We start from the raw sequence: 22,056 nt of genomic DNA, 5'->3' as shown, positions 1-22,056 counted from the left end.
TATTAAATTATATAAACCCCATTTAAATGAATCGGTATTTCAAATTCAATTAAGCGCCCTTTTCGGACGCATTTTCTTTGTTTATATATTTCCAGAAGAAAGGATGCTTACAAATGAACGTGATTAGCTTAGATGCTGCTCGAAAACGAAAGCAGCATAAAAAATTAATGATTACTATACCGATTATTACACGTATTTATGAAGAAGACGGGGAAATTAAATTTGAGGTAGCTGGCGAAAAAGATGTACCTCTTGAAATGTTAGAAAAATAATAAAAAAGCGCATTTCTAAAGAAATGCGCTTTTTTATATTTTTACATTTAAATGCATAAGTTTTTCAGGATTAACCATCATATAAATATTTGAAATCTTCTCATCCTCAAATGCAAACGAAAGAACATACGTTACTTTATTATTTATTGTAACTATAACTCCTGGTATACCATTTACCATTTTAAAATCAACAGTGTACTCTTCTGTCAATCGTTGTGCAATCCCAAAGAACAAGCGAATAATTCGATCTGCAGAATAAATCGGATTGATCGCAGTTGTAACTTTACCTCCACCATCAGCTTTGAGTATAGCATCTGTTTTTAATACTTCCAACATACCTTCCGTATCCCCACACTGTAATGATGCTACAAACTTTTCAACATAAGAAGCCATTTTCTCCGTGCTTAATTTTGATTGCTTCGGTTTCTCCAACATGCTTTTTCGTGCACGTTGAAAGATCTTCCTGCAGTTCACACTACTCTTATCAACAATTGAAGCTATTTCTTCGTATTCATAACTGAAAACCTCTCTTAATATGAAAACAATCCTTTCTACCTCAGATAGTTGTTGTAAAAGTAATAAATATGCGGTGGAAAGGGATTCTTTCATTATAAATGACTTTGATGGCTCATCACTCTCGTCTACAAGTGGCTCTGGTAACCACATCCCTACATACACGTTACGTTTATGCGCTGCCGATCGTAATTTATCAATTGAACGATTTGTCGCCATCTTACATAAATATGCTTTCATATTTTCTATAGATTGAGGATCTTCTATATTATTTAGCGAGATAAATACATCCTGAACGATATCCTCAGCATCCATAACACTCCCAAGGATTCTGTATGATAACGAAAATAATAATGGTTGATACGCTTCATATAACTGCTCCGTTTCCATGATGAACTGCCTCACTTTCATATTGCTTTAAAATGTGTAACGCTGCTCGTTTCCCACTTGCTACCGCAGCATCAGCTAATATTTCATCATGCCCTGCCCAATCTCCTGCAACATAAACACCTGGCATTTCAGGTATATTAGGACCCGGCTTTTCAACACGGTCAATATGAGGAAAATCATGTACTACTGTTATTTTCGGTAAATATTGCTGTGCAACAACTTCTCTTTTCCAATTTGGATGTAACAACTCCATCGTACTTTCCAACTGTTCTTTATCTTCATGAATATGATTCATCTCTAGCACAGGATTATGGTACTTAATTAGACTCACTGCAATTGATCCATCTTCACTTAATTTAGCTGCTCTCGATTGATTTGTGAAAAATATAGGTTGATCTAATCCTAATACAAATTGATGTGTAGGATTGGGTAATTGTCTCAAGCCAATATCTAATGCAGCAACAGTAACCGGTACCGATTGTTCATTCCATCTATGCAAACTTGTTCCTTCTGCACCTTTTATTATTTTACAAGCCTCTTTTGGCGGAGTCGTCACGATGACTGTATCTACTGCAAAAACCTCATCATCAACACAATGTATTCTTTGTTTATCTTCATAATGCTCTATTTCCAAAACATGCTTTTTAGCCAAAAATTTTACCCCGACATCATTCGCTAAATCTCTTAATTTTGTTATTATCGTCTCCCAACCACCATCTACATAAAGTACTCCTTCTTTTATAGAAAGCTGTATTTGCTTTAGTACAGATGATGCTAATTGTATTGTAGGAGCAAACGTATATGTTGTTGTCCGGCATAGCGCATAAAATATATTACGAACCATTGGATCTTTTATTTCATTTTCTGCCCATGTAGTTAGACTCATTTTCGGAACTTCTCCTACATCTAAATTTCCTAAACGAATCATAAGACGTGAGAATTGTACTTTTGCAGACCACGAAAGTAGTGGTGTTGATAAAATTGAGCGAAAATCTGTTGGGATGGTGAATATATCCCCTTTCCATATTCCATGTGCTTTTGTAGATGGTATTCCACCTGGAAGATTCAAACCGAGCTCATTAAAAGTTATAAACGCTGCCCCGCCTCTATATAAAGCATGTGCACCAAGATTCATGCAGATTCCATTTTTATTTATAGTCATCCCTCGGCCACCGAATTGACTGGATTTTTCTAATACAATCACTTTCTTTCCAGCTTTCGCTAAATATATAGATGCTGTTAATCCAGCAAGCCCACCGCCAACAATTGCTACATCAAATGTATTCATAATAAAATCCCTCCTTATCGTTCTACATACAAGACGAACGATTAAGGAGGGATGTGACATGAAAATAAATTTTTATTACCCTACTTTATTTCATTACTTTTTAATTCGGTCATATTGCATACGAAATAACTCAATTGCAAATGGAATATCCTCTTCACTCTTTATATAATAACTGATCCATCCTGATTCAGGTAATACGTGATGTGGTTTTACCAATCCTTGCTTCACTAATTCATCTCGCTTTAACTTCGGAAATGGTAAATCAGCTAATTTATCACCATGAAGATGGCCAAGTTCTTTCTTACCATAATTTATTTCAATACCACCAAATCGATGCGGCTTTTCAGAAACACCCGCCCAGCTGAGTACTTCATTTCTAATCATTTCACTAAATGACATGAACATTCACTCCTTATAAATGATTGATGTACTTTTAAATTAACATTTTCATTACTTTTTTCCATCAATCCAAAGTATGAATGGGAATACGAATATAGTTTAATCTTTATACTTTATTCTTTATGGAATAAGTGAATTTATTAAGCTACCGACAACAGCACAAAACAAAGACTAGACACATATCCTAATTTTGTAACCTAACTTACCTATAGAAAGGCGGGTAATACAATTGACTGCCAACATCGACTATACCTCCCCCTCAACCAATTTTACTTATGATGTAAATAAAAGTAATTTTTTTCGGAAAGATGCCCAAAATTATATAAATGTACTTGGTATTAAACAATTAAACACTTTAGAAAATACTTCTTTATTAGATATTTATTTAAGTACAGGAAATGTTGTAGAACCACATATTCATCAAAATGCAGCTGAACTTGTTTATTGTATTTCAGGGTCTGCTGTTGTTTCTTTACTTAATCCATTTACGAATCAAATATTAAACTTACCGATAAAACCGGGGCAAGTTGCCAACATTCCACAAGCGTGGTGGCATTATGAAATTGCTACAGCTGATAATACTCATTTATTAGCTATTTTCAATGCCCCAGCGCCAGAAGTTATTTTCGGTTCTGATATTTTAAGATTAACTCCGGCTCATATGATGGCCCATACTTACTGCCTCAATGAACAACAATGGAAACAAGCGGTTTCTCCTATTCAATCAACTACTGTTATTGGCCCTCCGGCAAACTGCAATCAAAACCGTGGAATGAAAAATTACCCAACCCAGCCCCTCCCTCAACAACATAATCCGTATCCCCAAGATTCTTATTACTTTCCTCTTTACTGGGGCTATTAATTTGTAAATTTTTAAAAGAATCATCATTTATCTCCTAGGAAAATACCGAGGAGATTTTTTTATTGTATGTTCTCTTCCTATTAATAATAGTAACAATTGATAGTGTACATACATATAATATTTATATATTAAATTGGAGGTGATAGTACTATGAGTAATTATAACTATCGAAAAAACTACTCTTATAATAAAAATAGTAGCTCTTCAGCATCCTCTCAATCTTCCAATTCTCAATCTTCCAATTCCCAATCGCAAAGAGACTTAGCCGAGCAAGGCTATGTAAAGAAAAAAGGATGTAACTGTAATAAAAATAAATAGTTTATTTTATGGATGAATTCTTTTTTAAAAGAATTCATCTTTTTTTGCTGATCGGAAATTTTTAAAGTTACATAACTTATGCCTTAAATGAGAAAGGGTAAATTATACTTTTTTATACGAACTTAATAAAGAGTAATTGTTCAATTGATTTATTACTTATTTCCTCAAAAAATATAGTCCTTCCTAAATTTATTAGGAAGGACTATATACAAACCCCCTGTTTAATTTCCTACTAAACATTGTAACAAATTAAACGATATTAATACCTGCACTTACAAATCCAGCAACTGCAGCTATTGGACTTGCTGCTGTTAATGAAACATACAGTAGTATTTTATCTCCAGCCGCTACTGGAATAGCTTCAGCAATGATTCCTGATGCTGTAGAACCAATCGCTATTGCGGCAAATGCTGGTGTTAATAAAAGAGGTGCGCCTTGTACTGTAAACGTATTGCTTGCTGCAGGTGCAGTTAATATTTGTATTTGCACTTGAACAGGTGATAATGGAGCTAAAGCAGCTGTTGCACTAAAGAAACCAGCTAATGACGTAATAACCCCTGCGCGTGGTGCTACAAATGCATAATCACCTACACCTAATGCTAATGTGATACTTGTTCCACCAGTTAAAGCTACACCAGGCTGACTAAATCCAAATCCAAGAAGAGTTCCTGTATTAGCTATTAACGCGTTAACTAACGCAGATGGTGTTGTACCTGAAGCAAACGGAATAATAGCTCCGCCACCAGTTGCACCAGTTGCTCCTGTTAAGCCTGTTGCACCAGTTAAACCTGTTGCCCCTGTTGGACCTGTTGCTCCTGTTGGACCTGTTGCTCCTGTTGCTCCTGTTGGGCCTGTTGCTCCTGTTAAACCTGTTGCTCCTGTTAAGCCTGTTGCTCCTGTTGGGCCTGTTGCTCCTGCTCCTGTTGCTCCTGTTGGACCTGTTGGACCTGTTGCTCCTGTTGCTCCTGTTGCACCAGTTGCTCCTGCTCCTGTTGGACCTGTTGCTCCTGTTGCTCCTGTTGCACCAGTTGCTCCTGTTGCTCCACCTCCTGGACCTGTTGGACCTGTTGGACCTGTTGGGCCGCCTCCTGGAGTAGCACCAATTAATTGAGTTAATAAGTTTAATAAAAGTTGTAAGCTTGCAGGGTCAATAATTAAAGAGAAGAAGAATGGTGCAAGAGCACTGTAGAATTGTTGTAATAAAGAAAGTAATTGACTTAGATTTGGGTTAGGAGATTGTAGTAAATTAATAATACTTTGAATTAATTGTTTTAAGAAATTCCCTTCTGGAGAAGGTGCTAATTCATTTAGTAAGTTCAATAGTTGAGTAAACAAATTGAGTAAAGCTAATCTGTTTGCATCACTTGGATTTGCAAAAAACGCTGCAATAGCCGAAATTAAAGAGTTTAGTAAAGTAATTAATCTACCTAATTGCTCACTAGTAATCGGAACTGTTTGTGGATTGTTACAACAATCTGGAGTGAAAACAATCGGATTATTACAGTGGTTATGACCGAAACAATTATTACTTGTCATTTATGTCCTCCTTACTTGTTTTATATTTGAGTTTTTCCTATTATAAGGATCATAAAGTTGTAAAAGAGTATGTGTTATATATTGACTTAAAATAGGAAACATGAAATATAATTAAACTTAAAAACGTTATTTAATTATGTTCATGACTCACATATTAATTATATGTTTTTAATAATTGACTGCTTAGATTAAATACCTAAACTTACGGGTTTATTTTATTTTTCCACGTTTATCTCTTAGGTTTAAATACACATATTAATTTGAATATACTCAACAATTAACAGTGCCATTTTTTCATATAAATATACATTATTTCTTTACTAAGATTGTGTTCTCTTTTTAAACATGAAGCCCTTTGTATTATAGAGAACTCTCATATACTATATTGAAAAATTCATTTTATATTTTATTCCAATACACTATGAAAAGAATTGAAGTTAAAATTCCTATCATTCAACCATTTATGACAGCTAGAAATTGAATGTACCTTCACTTAATTTTAACTATTTAAATATAAAACAAAAAGGACAGATTCCTTTTCATTAAGGATCTGTCCTTTTAATTAATAATAATAAATTGTAATATAATTGAAGATCCTTGCGATGGTGGTTGCGTATCCAATAAAGTTAATTTACCAGTACTCACTTCATATAATGGTTGTGGCTGCAGTATTCCATTAACAAACAAATTAATATAAGAAACTTCACTAGGAGACAAAATATTCGTTGTACCATATTGAGGTATCCCGTCAGCATCTGTATATATAAGCTTCTCTCCATCCGCAAAAGTGTAATATAACAAATTGGTGGTTGTTATAGGGCCAATCCCCCCGGTAGGACCTGTTGCTCCGGTTGGTCCCGTTTCTCCAGTTGGACCTGTTGCTCCGGTCGGGCCCGTTATTCCGGTTGGGCCTGTTGCTCCGGTCGGGCCCGTTATTCCAGTCGGGCCTGTTGCTCCGGTCGGGCCCGTTATTCCAGTCGGGCCTGTTGCTCCGGTTGGGCCTGTTATTCCAGTCGGGCCTGTTACTCCGGTCGGCCCCGTTTCTCCGGTTGGTCCCGTTTCTCCAGTTGGACCTGTTGCTCCGGTCGGGCCCGCTATTCCGGTTGGGCCTGTTGCTCCGGTTGGTCCCGTTATTCCAGTCGGGCCCGTTTCTCCAGTTGGACCTGTTGCTCCGGTCGGGCCCGTTATTCCGGTTGGGCCTGTTACTCCGGTTGGGCCTGTTATTCCGGTCGGCCCCGTTTCTCCGGTCGGCCCCGTTATTCCAGTCGGGCCTGTTGCTCCGGTTGGAATATAAATTGGTGGAAGAATCGGAAATGTAGGTCCAATATTTTCTGGGCCTATCATCCCCTTATTCAATGATAAATTGTCATTGCGTTTCAATTTAATACCTCATTCCACATGTTTTTTAATTCATACACATCATTATGACCCTATCATTAAAGAATAACTTTATAACTATTCTCTTTTTTCTTCCCAAAGAATTATTACATATATTAAACATTTTACCGTTGCTATAACCGCTTTAATTAATATAATAAATTAATCATTCTATTTAAAAAGTACTAAATCTATTACATTCTTATTTAAAAAGATGAGGTGATTTATATTCAAGATAATAATGAAATTAGAAAAAAAGAAATAATGTCAATGGCCCTTGACATTATTTTCCCTTACAGGCTTACTGGACCTACGGGGCCTACTGGAAGTACTGGGCTTACCGGGAGTACTGGATCTACCGGAAGTACTGGGCCTACCGGAAGTACTGGGCCTACCGGAAGTACTGGGCCTACCGGAAGTACTGGGTCTACCGGAAGTACTGGGCCTACCGGAAGTACTGGGTCTATCGTTACAACAAACTCTATGTTCGCTAATAATACATCAGGTGGTCCTGTTTCAGTCATATTAGGAGGAACAAACATTCCACTTTCAAATAACCAAAGTCTTGGTAATTTTACAGTTAACGCTTCAAATGACGTATTTACAATTCCTGTAACTGGAAGATATCATTTAACCTATCAAGTTAATACGACAACCGCTCTACTTGCTGGAACTAGACTACTATTAAACGCTTCTACGCCAATTCCTGGCTCTATTTTTTCTCCCGCTTTATCAACTTCAAATTATAGTAATAATTTAATTACTAATTTAAATGCTGGTAATACAATTTCACTACAATTATTTGGTATATTATCTGTCGTGAATTTAGTTGGAGGTGGATCAACAGGTGCCTCTCTTACAATTATACGAATTGATTAAAAAATGATTCATTCTTTTTATAATAAACAATCTAAATACTCAATTGGTAAATATTACGAGAGTGATGACGTAATAAAAATAAATTGTACTATATCCATAGTAGAAAACATCTATACTAAATTTTCCGTATATATATTATCAATTTACACTTCCCCCATGTCGGTGTTACATTAAAGATGAAGATCGTTTCTTCTTTACAGACCATCTCAATATGTATTTGAGGAACATCTCCAATCCTATACGCGAGAGCAATACTATATTGACACTCAATTGAGTGTCTTTTTTTATATTCAAAAAATAAAACCATCTCTTATAGATGGTTTTAACAATACACATTTACTCTTTATATTATTGCCAGCTTATAAAGCTGGATAATAAATAGTCATACTTAACCGCGTTAATGTTCTTCCTGAATTAGTATAAGTATGCGGTCTATCCGCCTTAAAGCGAATTGAGTCTCCATTATTTAACGTATATTGACAATCGTTTATGTCAATTGTCAATTTCCCTTCAAATACCGTTATAAACTCTTCTGTTCCTTCTTTATGCGCTTCTGAACTTAATTTCCCTCCTGTATCAATTTCAACCATATAGATTTCAAAATTCCTATTATCTTGGAAAGGAAATGAGGGATACACCTTATATCTCCCATTGTCTTCAGACAATACTTGAACATCATTTCGTAAAACTACTTTCGTATCAGGCTGTGGATTATTAATTAAAGAGGTAAATGATACTTTCAAACCATTAGCAATTTTCCATATTGTTGTTAGTGTCGGGCTTGAATCTCCTCTTTCTATCTGTCCAATCATTGTTTTACTTACACCTGTTAATTGAGAGACCTTTTCTAAACTTAATTTTTCTTTTTCACGTATTGATTTTAAATTTTTTGCCAGAATAAGTTGAATTTCTTCCATAAAAAACACTCCTACACTGTATACAATATAACGACCGTTATGTATAATAAAAAGCACACGTTATATTGTTCTTTTCGGTCATTATAACACACAAAAAATAGGGGGTTTTGAAATGCCTATATTTTCTTTTTTGTTATTTGTATTTATAAGTAGCTTCACACCTGGTCCCAACAATTTCTTAGCTATGACATACGCAAATCAACATGGATTAAAGAGAAGCATAAACTTTTGCTTTGGAGTAGCATTCGGTTTTTTCATCCTCACTTCTTTATGCAGTTTCTTTAATATTGTATTAATTAATATTATCCCTATAATTGAATTTCCTTTAAAAATTTTAGGTGTCGCGTATATGCTATATTTAGCCTTTAAAATAATTACTAGTAAAGGCGGTGCCGGTCACAATGAAAAAAATAATAAAAACTTATTTACAGTGGGTATTTTCCTTCAATTTATTAACCCTAAAGGAATATTATTCGGACTCACAGTAGTCTCTACTTTTATACTCCCTTACTACAATTCATATTCAAGTTTTCTACTTTTCTCATTATTTCTAGGTATAGTCGGTTTACTGAGTACATTTAGTTGGAGCCTTTTTGGTTCCATGTTCCAAAAACTTTTATTAAAACATAATCAATTATTTAACATCATTATGGCTGTTTTATTAGTTTTCAGTGCCGTTTCAATCGTTATACACTAATTCGATGCTCATTTTAGATTTTGTACTTTTTAATACCACTCTTTATCATTCAGACTACTTTACATACTAATCCATGCACATACCCTATGTGGTTTAAAACTTTTAAGAGGAAACCTTCTAACAATAGGTTTCCTTCCATATTATATTAAATAAGAAGCAGGTTAAATACGGAGGTGATTTTGATTAAGACTACTTTAATTTCTCATTTTTACAATGAAGAATATTTACTTCCGTGGTGGTTAATGCACCATACAAAGCTATTTGATCATGGCATTCTTATTAACCGTGGATCCACTGATCGTTCAGTTGAAATCTGTAAAACATTCGCTCCTAATTGGGAAATACGAAACTCAAAATCATTCGAATTTGATGCTTATTTAGTTGATCAAGAAGTTATGGAAATTGAAAGAGAAATTACAGGATGGAAAATGGTATTGAATACGACAGAATTCCTATGCTGTTATAATAAAGAACAATTTTTCAAATCACTTAACACTATGGGCGGCAATATGTTTTCAATAAGAATGATTATGATGATTGATGAACCCACTCATGGCTACACTAATCCAAGATATAGCTCTCCGCTTGTTAAACAACGTTATCACGGCATAATAATTCAACCTAATCCAAACCAACTATATCTTAACGGTAGATTAATTCACAATAATTCGCACGGGAACTATAGAGTCGGGAGACATGGTTCGCATTATCCTTATAGCATTTACATGGAACCTGCTTTTATTTTTAAATTTTTTTATAGTCCATGGAACGATGCAATGAAAAAACGAAAATTACAAATCGGGCCTACTCTTTCTCAACATAGTGTACGACGCGGATTAGGTTCTCATCACTTAACAACAATTGAAAAATTAGAAAAAAAATACAAATACTATGCAACCTTAACTACGGATCTCCGGTTATTCCCAGAATACCAAATTATATTTCCTGATCTTTGTCCTTAATGTCATGAATATTTAGTTCCGACATCCATCCGTTTTTTATTAACATACCAACTCCAACTAAATACTTTTCTCTAGTAGAAATCTGAGCTAGAACTCTTGCTGCACGGAAATTCCTCTTATTTAATCTCGTATCACTAGCCTATAATCTTTCATACCATTTCATTAAGCACTTGATGTTGGATCAGAAATAAAAAATGGTAGTTCATTTGGAAAATTTTCAATTTCAGATTTTATACCTTCTAAAACAAAGAATTCAAACAATAGAACCTAAACTAAGATTTTAAGTTATGGCTTTATTTTTTTCTTATTATTCACTTTAAAATCTTTTTATAATAATATTGAAAAATACGATATAATATAAATTACTGTTCTTTAGGAGGATCACAATGGCTGATAAGTATAAATTTTTTATTCTCATTGTTACCGCATTTTTTTCATTCTTTTCTTTAATAAAAGATTTCCGCAACACTTCAAAAAGTTTCTTTTGGGGTAGTTTTATCATTCTTACAAGCTTCATGATACTATTAATACATGCTCTAGATTTAACTCAAATACTTTTTTATCCAAAGCAAATTGCACTTGAATTTATTACAATACCACGTAAATTATTTCTACCATCTGTCACTGAGGCCGCCAGTTCCCTCCAACACTAAGATAATAATTTGATTAAGAGCTCTTTCTAAAAGAGCTCTCTTTTTTAACATAAACATACCATATACAAAATCCAACCTTAACCACTTAATTACTTATAAGAACCTAACTTATAAAACGCATAATAATTATATTTATTTACTAGTATACAAGCCGTATCTCTTAGTAGAAGCACAGCATAATATACGATACAGGACAAAACTTTCAAAAAACTTGTCTAAGTTAATTCTCAAAAAGGGGTGAATATAAATGCCTATCGTTAAACCTTTTATAGCAGGAAGACGATTTGTAAGTACAGCAGCAACAGGAACTGCTGCTGGAGCAGATTTAACTTTTGCTAACACAGACTTCACTGATGACACTGGTGCTGTAACAACATTCCCTGCTTCTTATGCCTTTTTAACACTTTATATTAATGGTGTTATTCAAACAGGTGATACTATTACTGGTGTGACTACTACAGCTGCTACTATTGTAGGAGGAGCAGTCCTAGATGGAGGCACTCCTATCGCAATTGAATTTACTATAACGTAAATTTAGTTGTCTTTTTAGAGGTTTCATTGAAAGAAACCTCTAATTTTAAAAATTCACATCAATTTTAGTAGCAACTACATAATACAGTGCACATACTAGATAGAATGATAGAATTTTATACTCACTCTCAAAAAGAGCACTTATCTATAGCGATCTTTTATATAGCGCAATAATTTTTCGCCTATTTGCTCTTGGAGAACCGACTAAGCAGTTAGTTAAATTAGCTAACTGCTTTTTCCATATAGTATTTATTATTATTCATAGCTTTATCCGTAATAGTAATGCTTGTGCACTATCTACTATAAATTTTCATATATTGTATTATGCTTGTCCAAAATGTGAAGTTAATACTCACGAAATCTAAATACAAGAAAGGAGTGAAAATATGCGCTCATCCATTCGTAAATTCGCTAATTTTAATTGTGAAGCACAAGCACCTAGTTCACTACCTGCCCTAGGTTTTGCCTTCAATGCTACTTCACCTCAATTTGCAACATTATTTACACCACTACTATTACCTAGTACAGGCCCAAATCCTAACATTACTGTCCCTGTAATTAATGATACAATTAGTACTGGAACTGGTATTAAAATTCAGGTAGCTGGTATTTATCAAATTAGCTATACATTAACGATTAGCCTTGATAACGTCCCATTAGCCCCGGAAGCAGCTCGCTTTTTCTTGACATTAAATTCATCGACTAATATTATTGCAGGATCCGGATCCGCAGTCCGTTCTAATATTATCGGAACTGGTGAAGTCGATGTATCAAGTGGGGTCATTCTAATTAACTTAAACCCTGGTGATTTAATTCAAATTGTCCCCGTTGAAGTAATAGGTACAGTAGATATTCGTTCTGCAGCGTTAACAGTTGTGCAAATTCGTTAATAAAGTGAAACTTTAATCAGCCCTCACCAATGGGCTTTTATGAGCAGTCCAGCCCCCACCTAACTTCTTTGCTTCCGCTAAATTTTAAGGTGGGGGTCTTACTGTCCGGCAAATAGCAGGATAAAAACAAAAGACTTAGCTAATTAATATTTATTGTTCCTTATACACAATATCTTTTTATAGATTTGACACACATTTATATTAAACAAGCATATTTTATTGTATGACTATATAGTCATACAAATCTAAAGCGTTCATAAAAGCACACTTATATGTGTGCTTTATTTTTAATTAAAACCTACAACATCCTCACACAATATCCATATATTATCTTGATTCCTCTCTAAATGTATGGTTTGTCTCAGAGCGCTTTTAACAGCGCTCTTTTTATTTAAACTCCGATTTTTAAAATTCGATTTTATGATTTACGTTATTATACACATGCTACGCTACTTTTGAAACAAGGTATACATCCAAAGACTGTAAGTGAACACTTCAGTTATAAAGATATGTTCATAACATTAAATCGCTATTCACATGTTTTGCCTGGAATGCAGGTGGATGCTGTTAAAATATGTAGTGAAAGACCATTTGGATAGTAATATTTGCAAATATAAAAAATGCGGTTTCTCCTCTCAAGAGAAACCGCAACATATCAATGCTTTTACTATATTTTAAACTGACTCGTATACAAATCAAAATAAAACCCTCTATCTTCCATGAGAGATTCATGATTCCCTCTTTCTAAAATATTTCCATCTTTTATAACAAGAATTTGATCTGCTTTTTCAATTGTTTTAAGTCGATGAGCGATCACAAAACTTGTGCGACCTCTCATTAAATTATTTAGTCCTGCTTGTATTTGTAATTCTGTTCTTGTATCAATATTTGATGTCGCTTCATCGAGAATTAATATATCTGCATCTGCTAAAATTGCTCGTGCAATCGCTAGAAGTTGTTTTTGTCCTTGACTTAAATTCGATCCTTCTGAAGCAATTTCTGTTTCATATTGATTTGGCAAATGCTTAATAAAAGAATGTGCAGATGCTGCCTTAGCTGCAGTGATAACTTCTTCATCAGTAGCATCTAAGCTTCCATAACGGATATTATCCATAATCGAACCAGCAAATAAATACGTATCCTGTAAAACTACTCCTATTTTACTTCGTAAAGAATTAATATCATAATCTTTTATATCTTTTCCATCAATATGAATTTGTCCTTGCTGTATATCGTAAAAGCGAGTTAACAAATTAATGATTGTTGTTTTCCCTGATCCAGTCGGACCAACTAAAGCAATTGTCTCTCCTGGCTGCGCTTTAAGACTCACTTCTTTTAAAATCGTTTTATTTTCTGCGTAGCCAAATGAAACATTCTCAAGTGCAACATGCCCTTGTAAATTTTGTACAACGAATGCGTCTTTTTTATTTTGAATTTCTGGTACCTCATCCATAATTTCAAAAACACGTTCTCCACCAGCAACTGCCGCTTGAATTGTATTCATTAAAGTCGCAAATTGACTTAGCGGTCTTGAGAATTGACGAGAATAATTAATAAAAGCCGCAATAACTCCTACTGTTGTCATTCCGTTTAAGACCATAACTGATCCAGTCCCAATGACAAGGCCCATACCTAAATTATTAATAAAGTTCATACTTGGAAAAATAAAAGCTGAAAATGTATCAGCCTTCGTAGCTGAAACTCTTAGCTGTTCATTAATTTTATTGAAATTTTGTACAGTTTCTTTTTCTTTTCCGTACAACGTTGTAACATCCGCACCTGTAATTGCTTCCTCAATAAATCCATTTAATTCACCTAAATCTTTTTGACGCTTCGCAAAGTTTTTACCACTATATGCAACTAGTTTTTTTGTAACGTAAAACATAATAGGTACTGTAATTAAAGTTACAATTGCTAAAATCCAATTTAAGGCGAACATTGCAATCGTTACACCTATAAAAGTTAATGCTGATGAAATAATTTGTACAACGCTTTGTGTCAAAGCTTGATTCAAATTATCTATATCATTTGTCACACGGCTCATTAAATCACCTTGAGAACGCACATCAAAGAACCGTAAAGAAAGCGTTTGGATTTTCTCAAAAATATCTTGTCGTATTTTTTGAATTGTTTTTAATGCAACGTTAATCATGACAAACGTTTGTAACCATGTTAAAAGTACAGTTACACCATAAATCGCGATAAGTAACATACACATTCTTGCTGTACCACTTAAATCTTTCGGTACAATATATTGATCTATAATAACTCCCATAAAATAGGGACCTAATAATCCAAGTAATGTAGTAACAACGACTAGAAATATAACAAACATAAGAGCAGCTTTTTGATAGCCCATATAGTTCCATACCCGCATTACAGTTCCTTGAGCATTTTTAGCTTTTCCCATCTTTGGGGTGTTTCGTCCACCTTTATTAGCAAATTGCCCTTGAAAATTACGCATGTTCTTCCCCACCTTCTTTATCTAAATTACCACCTTGGGAAAGATAAATTTCCTGATAAACCTCACTTCGTTCTAACAATTGTTCATGTGTACCATTGCCAACTAATTCACCATTATCTAATACAAGTATTTTATCCGCATCCATTATGGAAGAAATTTTAGACGCAATTAATAAAGTTGTTGTGCCTTTATATTTTGTTTTTAAAGCTATTTGAATAGTAGCCTCTGATTTTGCATCAACTGCTGATGTAGAATCATCTAATATGAGAATCGGTGGCTTTCTCACAAGTGCCCTTGCAATTGATACACGTTGTTTTTGTCCACCTGATAGATTTGTCGCGCCTTGTGTTAAATTATATTGATAAGATTCTTCGAGCTTATTGATAAACTCAGTCGCACAAGCTGATGCAGCTGCTACTTCCAGCTCGTCATGTGTTGCATCTTCTTTACCATAACGTAAATTTTCTTCTATACTGCCTGAGAACAACAACGCCTTCTGAGGTACAAACCCTATTGAAGCACGGAGTTTTTGCAAATCATATTTTTTAACATCTATTCCATCTATACATATTTCACCATGATCCACATCATATAGACGTGGTAACAGTTTCGCTAAGGTAGATTTACCACTTCCAGTTGATCCAATAATCCCTACTTTTTCACCTTTTTGTATGCTAAACGAAATATCTTTTAAAACGTATTCATTATTTTTCGTATAGCTATAACTAACATTTTTAAATTCGATATTTCCTTCAATTTTCTCAGGTTCGATCGCATTCGCTTCGCTTATAATATCAACCTCGGTATTTAACACTTGCTGTACACGATCCGCAGATGGAAAAGCTCTCGCAATTTGAATAAATACCATGCTAATCGACATAAGTGACATTAAAATGATATTCAAGTAATTAATAAATGCCAAAATCGCTCCTACTTGAAGCGTTCCATTGAATACTTTTTCTCCACCAATCCATAATGTTGCGACAATCCCGCCACTTACAACTAGCATAATGATTGGCATCATTAAAGAAATAAGCTGCACAGCTCGAATATTTATCTTCGTTAAATTTGTATTTACACTTCCAAATTGAGCGATTTCATATTTTTGTCTTACATACGCTTTTATAACACGTACACCAGATAAATTTTCTTGTAACTTTGTATTCACTTTGTCCAATGCCTCTTGCACCTTTTTAAATGTACCACTTGCTTTACTTGCAATTAAAATAATCGCAAGTAATAAAATCGGAACAACTACAAGTAATATTGGAAATAACTCTCTTGCTGTTACAAAAACAATAATTATACTTCCGATAAATAACAGCGGACCACGAACGAGAACACGTAATGTCATCGTCATTGCTGATTGAATGGAAGTGATATCATTCGTCACGATCGTTAATAATTTACCTGTTCCAAATGAATCACGATTATTACTAGAAAATGTTTCTATTTTCGCAAACACATCTTTTCGTATGTCAGTAGCGAAATTAACAGCTGCTTTTGTAGAATACATCATACACCCAAGCCCTCCAACTAAACCGAGTGCTGCTGCTCCTATCATAAGAAGCCCCATTTTTATTACATAATTTAAATCCCGATTTGCAATCCCAACATCAATGATATGTTGCATAATAGTCGGTTGAATTAAGTCCATCGCAACCTCAAGTACCATAAATAGCGGTCCAATAATAGCGAAGAACATGTATGGTTTTAAATACTGTAATAACTTACGAAATGATTTCATACATAGTCTCCTTTTCCCATGAAATTACCACTGAATAATTCATATCCCTCCTTATTTAAGCGATATTTTTTGTAATTTCTTCATTACTTCTATTATATTATGTAAATTAATATTTAACATTATTAAATGATAAGTATTAATGACTTTCTGGTCAATACATATGCTTTATATTATGTAAATACAAAAACCGCATTCTTAATGAAAAGAATACGGTTTTTCATCTATAATTCTTCAATTGTAAAATGTAAAAACTCAGTCTCAAATCCCTTATTTTTAGAAGGACTACACGTGTAAAAACCTATTTTAATAGGCTCATTTCCTATATCCTCCATTAAATGAGCGATTCTTATTTGTTCCCATTGATGTCTCTTTTTCACATATATTGTATAATCACCGCGTTTTCGAATAATTCGAAAACGAAGTTGTTGCTTAGCTGCTTCAGTTGGATAATCTTGCGTTGACCAATCAGAATATCCATTATTCGTTACGACAGCACCTAAGTGAGATGGCCCTTCGGGGATATATTCTAAAGATGTTTTTAGCCAACAGTTCTCCGAAATCATAACAAAAAGACCTGCTTGATCGAATTTTGAATTTGGATTCATACGTAACTGAACTTCAGCTTGAAAGTCTGTCATCATCTCATTATAAAATACATGACCATTCATTACTTCAAAACCATAATGTGTTTTAAGCCAAAAATCAGTTTCTGCTTTCGAACGGACAATAAACGCATGATTATCATTAATTTTATAGTATTCAGGTACATTCATTATAGTGAGTTGCTCAATATGTTCTGGTATATACGATATATTCATAGCTCCTCCATAATAAAGCATTTATATAGACATTTAAAACTCCGCTAATACTGGGAATTTATAACCTTTAAAATCTAACTCTTTATCACTTCGAACCATTAAATACTTGCTAGACTGTACTTCTGTAAACTGTACTTCCTCAACCCCTAATTGATCCGGAGAAAAATAAAATTCGATTTCCGTAAACCTTTCATTGATTTCTCCACATAATTCATCTAAAACCGGAAGTACTGGCGCAAATACTCCAAATAATTTCAACTTTTCATTTTCTACTTCATAAACGATTAGAGCATCTAGTTTCTCTGAATAATACAATTTCTCATTCCATTCCGAATCATACATATTCAAATAAAATGAAGGATGGAAGTTTAAAGTTGAAAAACTATTTGAAAGTCTTTGGCTACTATCAATAGTTTCATGTATTAACTGTCTATTCTCTATATTATAGTAATCTAACTTTTTAAGTAGTGAATCGTTATTATTAATATTTTTATCATATGGTATAGTCATCAAATATTCCTGCACAACTTTAAATCCAAATGCTGTATATAGTTCAGGGTTTTCCGTAAACAATAATGCACATTCACATTTCTTATCGATTTCTTCTATCATTTTACCCATTAATTGTGTCATTAACCCTTGTCTACGAAAATTAGGGTGTGTCATTACTGATTGAATACCCGCTGCATTTATTTTTTCACCATTAATTAATAATGGGAGTGAAAATGCCGCAACATTTGCAATCACTTTATCTTCTTGTAAAAATGATAAAGCTTTATATGTATCATCCCAATATCCTTTATCCGAAAAATCATTCAATGTTTGAGTTGTAATTCCAAACACTTCTTCAAATAAAGGAAATAACTGCTCTCTTTTCGGTTCTTCTATTAGAAGACTTGCCAATTTTTCAACATTCCCCATGTTGTACCTCCAAATGTTAAATTCCATTAAATTAGATATACTTATATGACCTACTCTTAAAAATAGAGGTCTTACCAATCAATATACTATCACAAAACATAAAAAAAAAGTCTAATTAATTTTATGTTTTGACTATTTGAAAATAAGTCGAATAAAACGATATTAAGATTTTTGGATATTAATTAGTTTATTATACAAAAATAGCGCTTTCTAATTAGCTTTTACTAATAGAAATACACTATTTATAATAAAATATTTTTAGTCTTTTATTCCTTCAAGTCTTTCCTTCGTATTAATTTCTTCTCCACTTATACGCTTTTCAAAAGACTTTCTCCAACTACATGAAAGTGCATTTACTTCTAATATCCTTTTTACCCCTTCAATATTTTGTTTTTCCTTATGCATGATACGATTAGCAAACGCTACTGAAACACCTTTTGGATCAGACTGTAGTTTTTTTAAGGTATCGACTGATGATACCCATCCTTCTTTTAATACACGAAAATAAAATCCTGTATATCCTGTTTCTTGAAAATATAGTGGTAACTTTGGAATATTATATTTTTTTGCTAATTTAAAACAAGGTTGCCTTGGTTGTGTTACCTGTACGATTGCCTGTCCTAGCTCAAACGTATCACCAATACAAACATCCTCTTCGCGCATACCACTAACTGTTATATTTTCTCCGAAAGCCCCATATACAAAATCTTGATTCAATTCTTTTTCCCAATATGGATAGTGATCACCAGTATAAACACAAACTGCTTTATCTACTCCTCCATGATGAACTAAGTCAGCTTGTCCATCCCCATTAAATTTTACAAAGGATAAATATACCGGTTCCTTTACTTGTTTCTTATTTATGCCTGTATGAATTACTTTTCCGCCGTATGTAACCTCTTTTGGTAATCCTATATTTAAAGATAATAATTGATATTCATTAGCCATTCTATTTCCTCCTTTAAAGGTGTTACATGTATTTTCTCTCGATTAATTTTTACAAACCTCTCTGTTATATAAAGATGATTATAAAACCTCTAAAATCATTGTTCAATTCAATTATTTATATAATAATGATAGGTATAACCTATTATTATACTTGAGGTGATTCCAATCGAATTACGACAACTTGAATACTTTTTAGCTGTTTCAAAAGAATTACATTTCACAAAAGCAGCTGAGAAATTAAATATTTCACAGCCTTCACTAAGTCAACAAATACGTGCATTAGAGCATGAAGTAGGAATGCCACTTTTCGATCGAATTGGTAAAAAAATATCTTTAACTGAAGCAGGGAAGGTTTTATTATCACATAGTAAAACCATTTTTCATGAAGTCGAACAAGCTCGTTCAGCTATTCAAGACCTAAACGGATTACAGCAAGGTTCCTTAACAATAGGGGCTTTGTTAACCGTCGTAAATTATTTACTACCACCAGCTATTTTAAATTTTAATAATTTATATCCTAATATAGAGCTTTCTGTATTAGGGCTTCGTACAGGAGATATTCGTGAAAAATTATTACAAAACGAACTAGATATTGGAATTACATTTCTCCCGGTGCAAGATAAAGAGATTATCTCCATCCCTCTATACAAAAGCGATCTTACATTGGTCGTGCCCACTGGTCATCGATTAGCTGAACGTAATCATGTATCTATTGCTGAATTACAGAACTACCCTTTAATTCTTTTACCTAAAAATTTCTTTTTAACCGAACTAATTACATCTCATTGTCAAAAGTTAAACTTTAAACCAAGGCCAATTTTAGAAATTAGTACGATGGAATCTTTAATCCAAATGGTTTCCAAAGGAATGGGAATTACAGTGTTACCCAAACCATATATAGACTTTTTACAAAATAAAAACATTCAAGCTATTAAAATAGAAAACCCTACTCCAATAATTGAAATAGGGCTAATTTATAGAAAAGATAAATATATGTGTGCTGCAACTCGAGAATTTATTGAGCAACTAAAAATCACAGTACGTTCTTTCCAAAACTAAACAAAAGAGATTATCCTATGAAACCGTTTCACAACAATTTAGTAGAATAATCTCTTTTCAAAACAAAGTAAACATTATATTTAACTCTTATAAACTTTAATGTACCTTTTTAGATATTGGAATATATTTAGTAAAATATGCACCAACTAGCAATAATACAATTGAAAATAACCAAGTAAAAGCACCGCCAAAATGAAACCAATATGCAAACATATTTAAGATTGCAAGTGAAAAGAAGCAAATAGAAGTTACCGCACTTTTCAATCCTTTTATCCCAGACTTTTTTCTCTTTTGATAAGCAATATACATCGCAATGACAAGAAAAAAGATAAGAACAAATGGTAACATAACCTTTAGTATTGATAATCCCTCCAGTATAAATGCACTCTTTACATCACCATCTTATCCCATTTATCTTTTAGGTATCAATTCATTCTTATCTTCCTTCCAAAAGTCAGTATAAGTTTTATTTTTAAAGTTCACGTTCACCTCAGAAAACGGCATACTTCCTCCAACTTTCAATGAATACCAGTCGTTTAAAAGTGGTGATCCGAAACAAATCTTCATTGTACGATCATGTAAATCGAATAATACAGAATGTAAAGTTCCAAACCATTCTTCATAGTTATGCACAGTAAGTCCAGCAGGATATTCTTCTTCTACTAACTTTTTTAAAGACTCTATGCTTACTTGTTCACATCTATTTAAATGCTCATGTAAAAGGTAATATCTCTTTGTTGATTGTTCTAATTTCCTATTATTTAATTTCTGAATTGATGAACTAACTGCATGGTTTGTTGATACAATAAAAGCTTGTTTTTCATCATCAATCATTATTGTGGATTTATGACCGTCAAATATTTCAATATATGCTGCATTTAAAGGATCAGCTATTATTAAATTAATATTACTAGCAATTGGGATTTCTTCTATTAGTAACTTAGCTTCCTGCACATTTTTACATTTCTCCAACAACAATCGAATTACCGCAAAACATTGTAAACCACTCACCATTGGCTTTCTTAAACCTGCAATATTTCCTACTGGTTGACCACATGCTGAAAATGTAACAGCTAATCCATGCTCGTTTATCCCTTCCGTTCGGCCAAAATATTGAGTAGAAAAGCCACTATGTGCATACGCACCTTCAACATGAGTTGAACAAAAACGCATATCATCTATTACTGGTGACAAATCATAATTCCTTAATACATATGTGTGCTCTAAATCGGTCTTTTTAGGTAATACTGCACAATGACTACAACCTGCTTTCAATAGTGTTTGATAGTAATACATCATATTTTTTGAAGGAATTTTTAACACTTCACAAACCCCCTCAATTTCTTCATTTATGCCTGGACAATGTTTGTTTAGTATATTTCTCGATTCTGTCCAATGGTTATTAGATATTACATTTTCTTCGTGTATAAATTGCGGGATGAGATACGGATTTTGTTTCACGAATTCCCCTTGTTGCTTTCCAATCTCATAATAACTTCCTTTTAATGATGAAAAATACCCCTTTACTTGATACATCAAACTCCCCCTCACATTGGATATATCCATATCGTACCAAATGGATTTCATTCATCCTTGATGTTTTTTACTATCTTTC

Annotated in this window: 22 protein-coding genes; 9 read left to right on the top strand and 13 right to left on the bottom strand. The window is 33.5% G+C overall.

What is annotated here, in order from left to right:
- The first annotated feature begins 113 nt into the window (after positions 1 to 113).
- Positions 114 to 272, top strand: a complete 159-nt coding sequence (locus GD442_RS27725) for a hypothetical protein (RefSeq protein WP_001100984.1) — start codon at positions 114 to 116, stop codon at positions 270 to 272.
- A gap of 33 nt (positions 273 to 305) precedes the next feature.
- On the opposite strand, the gene GD442_RS11425 is transcribed toward GD442_RS27725, so the two are convergent.
- The 3 genes from GD442_RS11425 to GD442_RS11415 all read right to left on the bottom strand — a co-directional run bounded on the left by GD442_RS11425 (position 306) and on the right by GD442_RS11415 (position 2,862).
- A complete protein-coding gene (locus GD442_RS11425) occupies positions 306 to 1,175 on the bottom strand; it encodes a sigma-70 family RNA polymerase sigma factor (protein WP_000447158.1) in 870 nt (289 codons plus the stop codon).
- Positions 1,153 to 2,463, bottom strand: a complete 1,311-nt coding sequence (locus GD442_RS11420; RefSeq protein WP_001091208.1) for a phytoene desaturase family protein — start codon at positions 2,461 to 2,463, stop codon at positions 1,153 to 1,155. Before GD442_RS11420 ends, GD442_RS11425 begins: the two co-directional genes overlap by 23 nt.
- Positions 2,464 to 2,556: 93 nt before the next feature.
- Positions 2,557 to 2,862 (bottom strand): luciferase domain-containing protein, encoded by a 306-nt coding sequence (locus GD442_RS11415; protein ID WP_000010317.1) that lies wholly within the window; start codon positions 2,860 to 2,862, stop codon positions 2,557 to 2,559.
- Between the two features lie 229 nt (positions 2,863 to 3,091).
- Between GD442_RS11415 and GD442_RS11410 the strand changes: the two genes are divergently transcribed.
- Complete coding sequence (locus GD442_RS11410) at positions 3,092 to 3,724, top strand: cupin domain-containing protein (RefSeq protein ID WP_000126322.1); 633 nt, start codon at positions 3,092 to 3,094, stop codon at positions 3,722 to 3,724.
- 567 nt (positions 3,725 to 4,291) lie between these two features.
- Here GD442_RS11410 and GD442_RS11405 read toward each other — a convergent pair.
- Entirely contained in the window at positions 4,292 to 5,578 is a 1,287-nt protein-coding gene (locus GD442_RS11405; protein WP_000203319.1) for an exosporium glycoprotein BclB-related protein, read from the bottom strand.
- A gap of 558 nt (positions 5,579 to 6,136) precedes the next feature.
- Positions 6,137 to 6,958, bottom strand: a complete 822-nt coding sequence (locus GD442_RS11400) for a DUF4183 domain-containing protein (protein WP_144572644.1) — start codon at positions 6,956 to 6,958, stop codon at positions 6,137 to 6,139.
- A 216-nt stretch (positions 6,959 to 7,174) separates the two neighbouring features.
- On the opposite strand from GD442_RS11400, the gene GD442_RS11395 reads away from it, so the two are divergent.
- On the top strand, positions 7,175 to 7,834 hold the full coding sequence (locus GD442_RS11395; protein ID WP_002041115.1) for a BclA C-terminal domain-containing protein: 660 nt from the start codon (positions 7,175 to 7,177) through the stop codon (positions 7,832 to 7,834).
- Between the two features lie 359 nt (positions 7,835 to 8,193).
- Here the strand turns inward: GD442_RS11395 and GD442_RS11390 are convergent, their stop codons facing one another.
- Positions 8,194 to 8,808: a helix-turn-helix domain-containing protein gene (locus tag GD442_RS11390; RefSeq protein WP_002197759.1), complete on the bottom strand. Its 615-nt coding sequence runs from the start codon at positions 8,806 to 8,808 to the stop codon at positions 8,194 to 8,196.
- Positions 8,809 to 8,863: 55 nt separating this feature from the next.
- Here GD442_RS11390 and GD442_RS11385 point away from each other — a divergent pair, with 55 nt between their 5' ends.
- From GD442_RS11385 to exsF, 5 genes are all read left to right on the top strand, one after another.
- On the top strand, positions 8,864 to 9,448 hold the full coding sequence (locus GD442_RS11385; RefSeq protein WP_001121273.1) for a LysE family transporter: 585 nt from the start codon (positions 8,864 to 8,866) through the stop codon (positions 9,446 to 9,448).
- Positions 9,449 to 9,627: 179 nt separating this feature from the next.
- Positions 9,628 to 10,410 carry a glycosyltransferase family 2 protein gene (locus tag GD442_RS11380; RefSeq protein ID WP_000598280.1) on the top strand — a complete coding sequence of 261 codons (783 nt, stop codon included), beginning with the start codon at positions 9,628 to 9,630 and terminating at the stop codon, positions 10,408 to 10,410.
- Between the two features lie 386 nt (positions 10,411 to 10,796).
- On the top strand, positions 10,797 to 11,063 hold the full coding sequence (locus GD442_RS11375) for a hypothetical protein (protein ID WP_000774117.1): 267 nt from the start codon (positions 10,797 to 10,799) through the stop codon (positions 11,061 to 11,063).
- 247 nt (positions 11,064 to 11,310) lie between these two features.
- Entirely contained in the window at positions 11,311 to 11,595 is a 285-nt protein-coding gene (locus tag GD442_RS11370; RefSeq protein ID WP_001123247.1) for a DUF4183 domain-containing protein, read from the top strand.
- Between the two features lie 385 nt (positions 11,596 to 11,980).
- Complete coding sequence (gene exsF, locus GD442_RS11365; protein ID WP_001257871.1) at positions 11,981 to 12,484, top strand: exosporium protein ExsF; 504 nt, start codon at positions 11,981 to 11,983, stop codon at positions 12,482 to 12,484.
- A gap of 667 nt (positions 12,485 to 13,151) precedes the next feature.
- Here the strand turns inward: exsF and GD442_RS11360 are convergent.
- From GD442_RS11360 to GD442_RS11340, 5 genes are all read right to left on the bottom strand, one after another.
- Entirely contained in the window at positions 13,152 to 14,948 is a 1,797-nt protein-coding gene (locus tag GD442_RS11360; RefSeq protein ID WP_001243562.1) for an ABC transporter ATP-binding protein, read from the bottom strand.
- The gene (locus GD442_RS11355; RefSeq protein WP_000834785.1) at positions 14,941 to 16,695 is read right to left on the bottom strand and encodes an ABC transporter ATP-binding protein; all 1,755 of its coding nucleotides are present in this window, start codon (positions 16,693 to 16,695) and stop codon (positions 14,941 to 14,943) included. Before GD442_RS11355 ends, GD442_RS11360 begins: the two co-directional genes overlap by 8 nt.
- A gap of 221 nt (positions 16,696 to 16,916) precedes the next feature.
- Complete coding sequence (locus GD442_RS11350; RefSeq protein ID WP_001027672.1) at positions 16,917 to 17,513, bottom strand: DUF1349 domain-containing protein; 597 nt, start codon at positions 17,511 to 17,513, stop codon at positions 16,917 to 16,919.
- 33 nt (positions 17,514 to 17,546) lie between these two features.
- Positions 17,547 to 18,434 carry a GNAT family N-acetyltransferase gene (locus GD442_RS11345; protein ID WP_000528674.1) on the bottom strand — a complete coding sequence of 296 codons (888 nt, stop codon included), beginning with the start codon at positions 18,432 to 18,434 and terminating at the stop codon, positions 17,547 to 17,549.
- Between the two features lie 258 nt (positions 18,435 to 18,692).
- Positions 18,693 to 19,382, bottom strand: a complete 690-nt coding sequence (locus tag GD442_RS11340) for an MOSC domain-containing protein (RefSeq protein WP_001262990.1) — start codon at positions 19,380 to 19,382, stop codon at positions 18,693 to 18,695.
- A 156-nt stretch (positions 19,383 to 19,538) separates the two neighbouring features.
- Here GD442_RS11340 and GD442_RS11335 point away from each other — a divergent pair, with 156 nt between their 5' ends.
- A complete protein-coding gene (locus GD442_RS11335) occupies positions 19,539 to 20,441 on the top strand; it encodes a LysR family transcriptional regulator (protein ID WP_000612248.1) in 903 nt (300 codons plus the stop codon).
- 96 nt (positions 20,442 to 20,537) lie between these two features.
- Here GD442_RS11335 and GD442_RS11330 read toward each other — a convergent pair whose 3' ends face one another.
- Complete coding sequence (locus tag GD442_RS11330) at positions 20,538 to 20,789, bottom strand: hypothetical protein (protein WP_000936604.1); 252 nt, start codon at positions 20,787 to 20,789, stop codon at positions 20,538 to 20,540.
- Positions 20,790 to 20,852: 63 nt separating this feature from the next.
- Positions 20,853 to 21,977 carry a C45 family autoproteolytic acyltransferase/hydrolase gene (locus GD442_RS11325; RefSeq protein WP_000285236.1) on the bottom strand — a complete coding sequence of 375 codons (1,125 nt, stop codon included), beginning with the start codon at positions 21,975 to 21,977 and terminating at the stop codon, positions 20,853 to 20,855.
- Positions 21,978 to 22,056: the final 79 nt, after the last annotated feature.

This window comes from Bacillus sp. A260, assembly GCF_009861435.1.
Classification (GTDB): Bacteria; Bacillota; Bacilli; order Bacillales; family Bacillaceae_G; genus Bacillus_A; species Bacillus_A cereus.
This window is presented reverse-complemented; position numbering and strand designations above follow the sequence as displayed.

Excerpts from the sequence above, each read along its gene's own strand:
- GD442_RS27725 (WP_001100984.1), top strand. The coding sequence starts at position 114 with ATGAACGTGATTAGCTTAGATGCTGCTCGAAAACGAAAGCAGCATAAA.
- GD442_RS11425 (WP_000447158.1), bottom strand. The coding sequence starts at position 1,175 with ATGGAAACGGAGCAGTTATATGAAGCGTATCAACCATTATTATTTTCG.
- GD442_RS11420 (WP_001091208.1), bottom strand. The coding sequence starts at position 2,463 with ATGAATACATTTGATGTAGCAATTGTTGGCGGTGGGCTTGCTGGATTA.
- GD442_RS11415 (WP_000010317.1), bottom strand. The coding sequence starts at position 2,862 with ATGTCATTTAGTGAAATGATTAGAAATGAAGTACTCAGCTGGGCGGGT.
- GD442_RS11405 (WP_000203319.1), bottom strand. The coding sequence starts at position 5,578 with ATGACAAGTAATAATTGTTTCGGTCATAACCACTGTAATAATCCGATT.
- GD442_RS11385 (WP_001121273.1), top strand. The coding sequence starts at position 8,864 with ATGCCTATATTTTCTTTTTTGTTATTTGTATTTATAAGTAGCTTCACA.
- GD442_RS11375 (WP_000774117.1), top strand. The coding sequence starts at position 10,797 with ATGGCTGATAAGTATAAATTTTTTATTCTCATTGTTACCGCATTTTTT.
- GD442_RS11370 (WP_001123247.1), top strand. The coding sequence starts at position 11,311 with ATGCCTATCGTTAAACCTTTTATAGCAGGAAGACGATTTGTAAGTACA.
- exsF (WP_001257871.1), top strand. The coding sequence starts at position 11,981 with ATGCGCTCATCCATTCGTAAATTCGCTAATTTTAATTGTGAAGCACAA.
- GD442_RS11360 (WP_001243562.1), bottom strand. The coding sequence starts at position 14,948 with ATGCGTAATTTTCAAGGGCAATTTGCTAATAAAGGTGGACGAAACACC.
- GD442_RS11355 (WP_000834785.1), bottom strand. The coding sequence starts at position 16,695 with ATGAAATCATTTCGTAAGTTATTACAGTATTTAAAACCATACATGTTC.
- GD442_RS11350 (WP_001027672.1), bottom strand. The coding sequence starts at position 17,513 with ATGAATATATCGTATATACCAGAACATATTGAGCAACTCACTATAATG.
- GD442_RS11345 (WP_000528674.1), bottom strand. The coding sequence starts at position 18,434 with ATGGGGAATGTTGAAAAATTGGCAAGTCTTCTAATAGAAGAACCGAAA.
- GD442_RS11340 (WP_001262990.1), bottom strand. The coding sequence starts at position 19,382 with ATGGCTAATGAATATCAATTATTATCTTTAAATATAGGATTACCAAAA.
- GD442_RS11330 (WP_000936604.1), bottom strand. The coding sequence starts at position 20,789 with ATGTTACCATTTGTTCTTATCTTTTTTCTTGTCATTGCGATGTATATT.
- GD442_RS11325 (WP_000285236.1), bottom strand. The coding sequence starts at position 21,977 with ATGTATCAAGTAAAGGGGTATTTTTCATCATTAAAAGGAAGTTATTAT.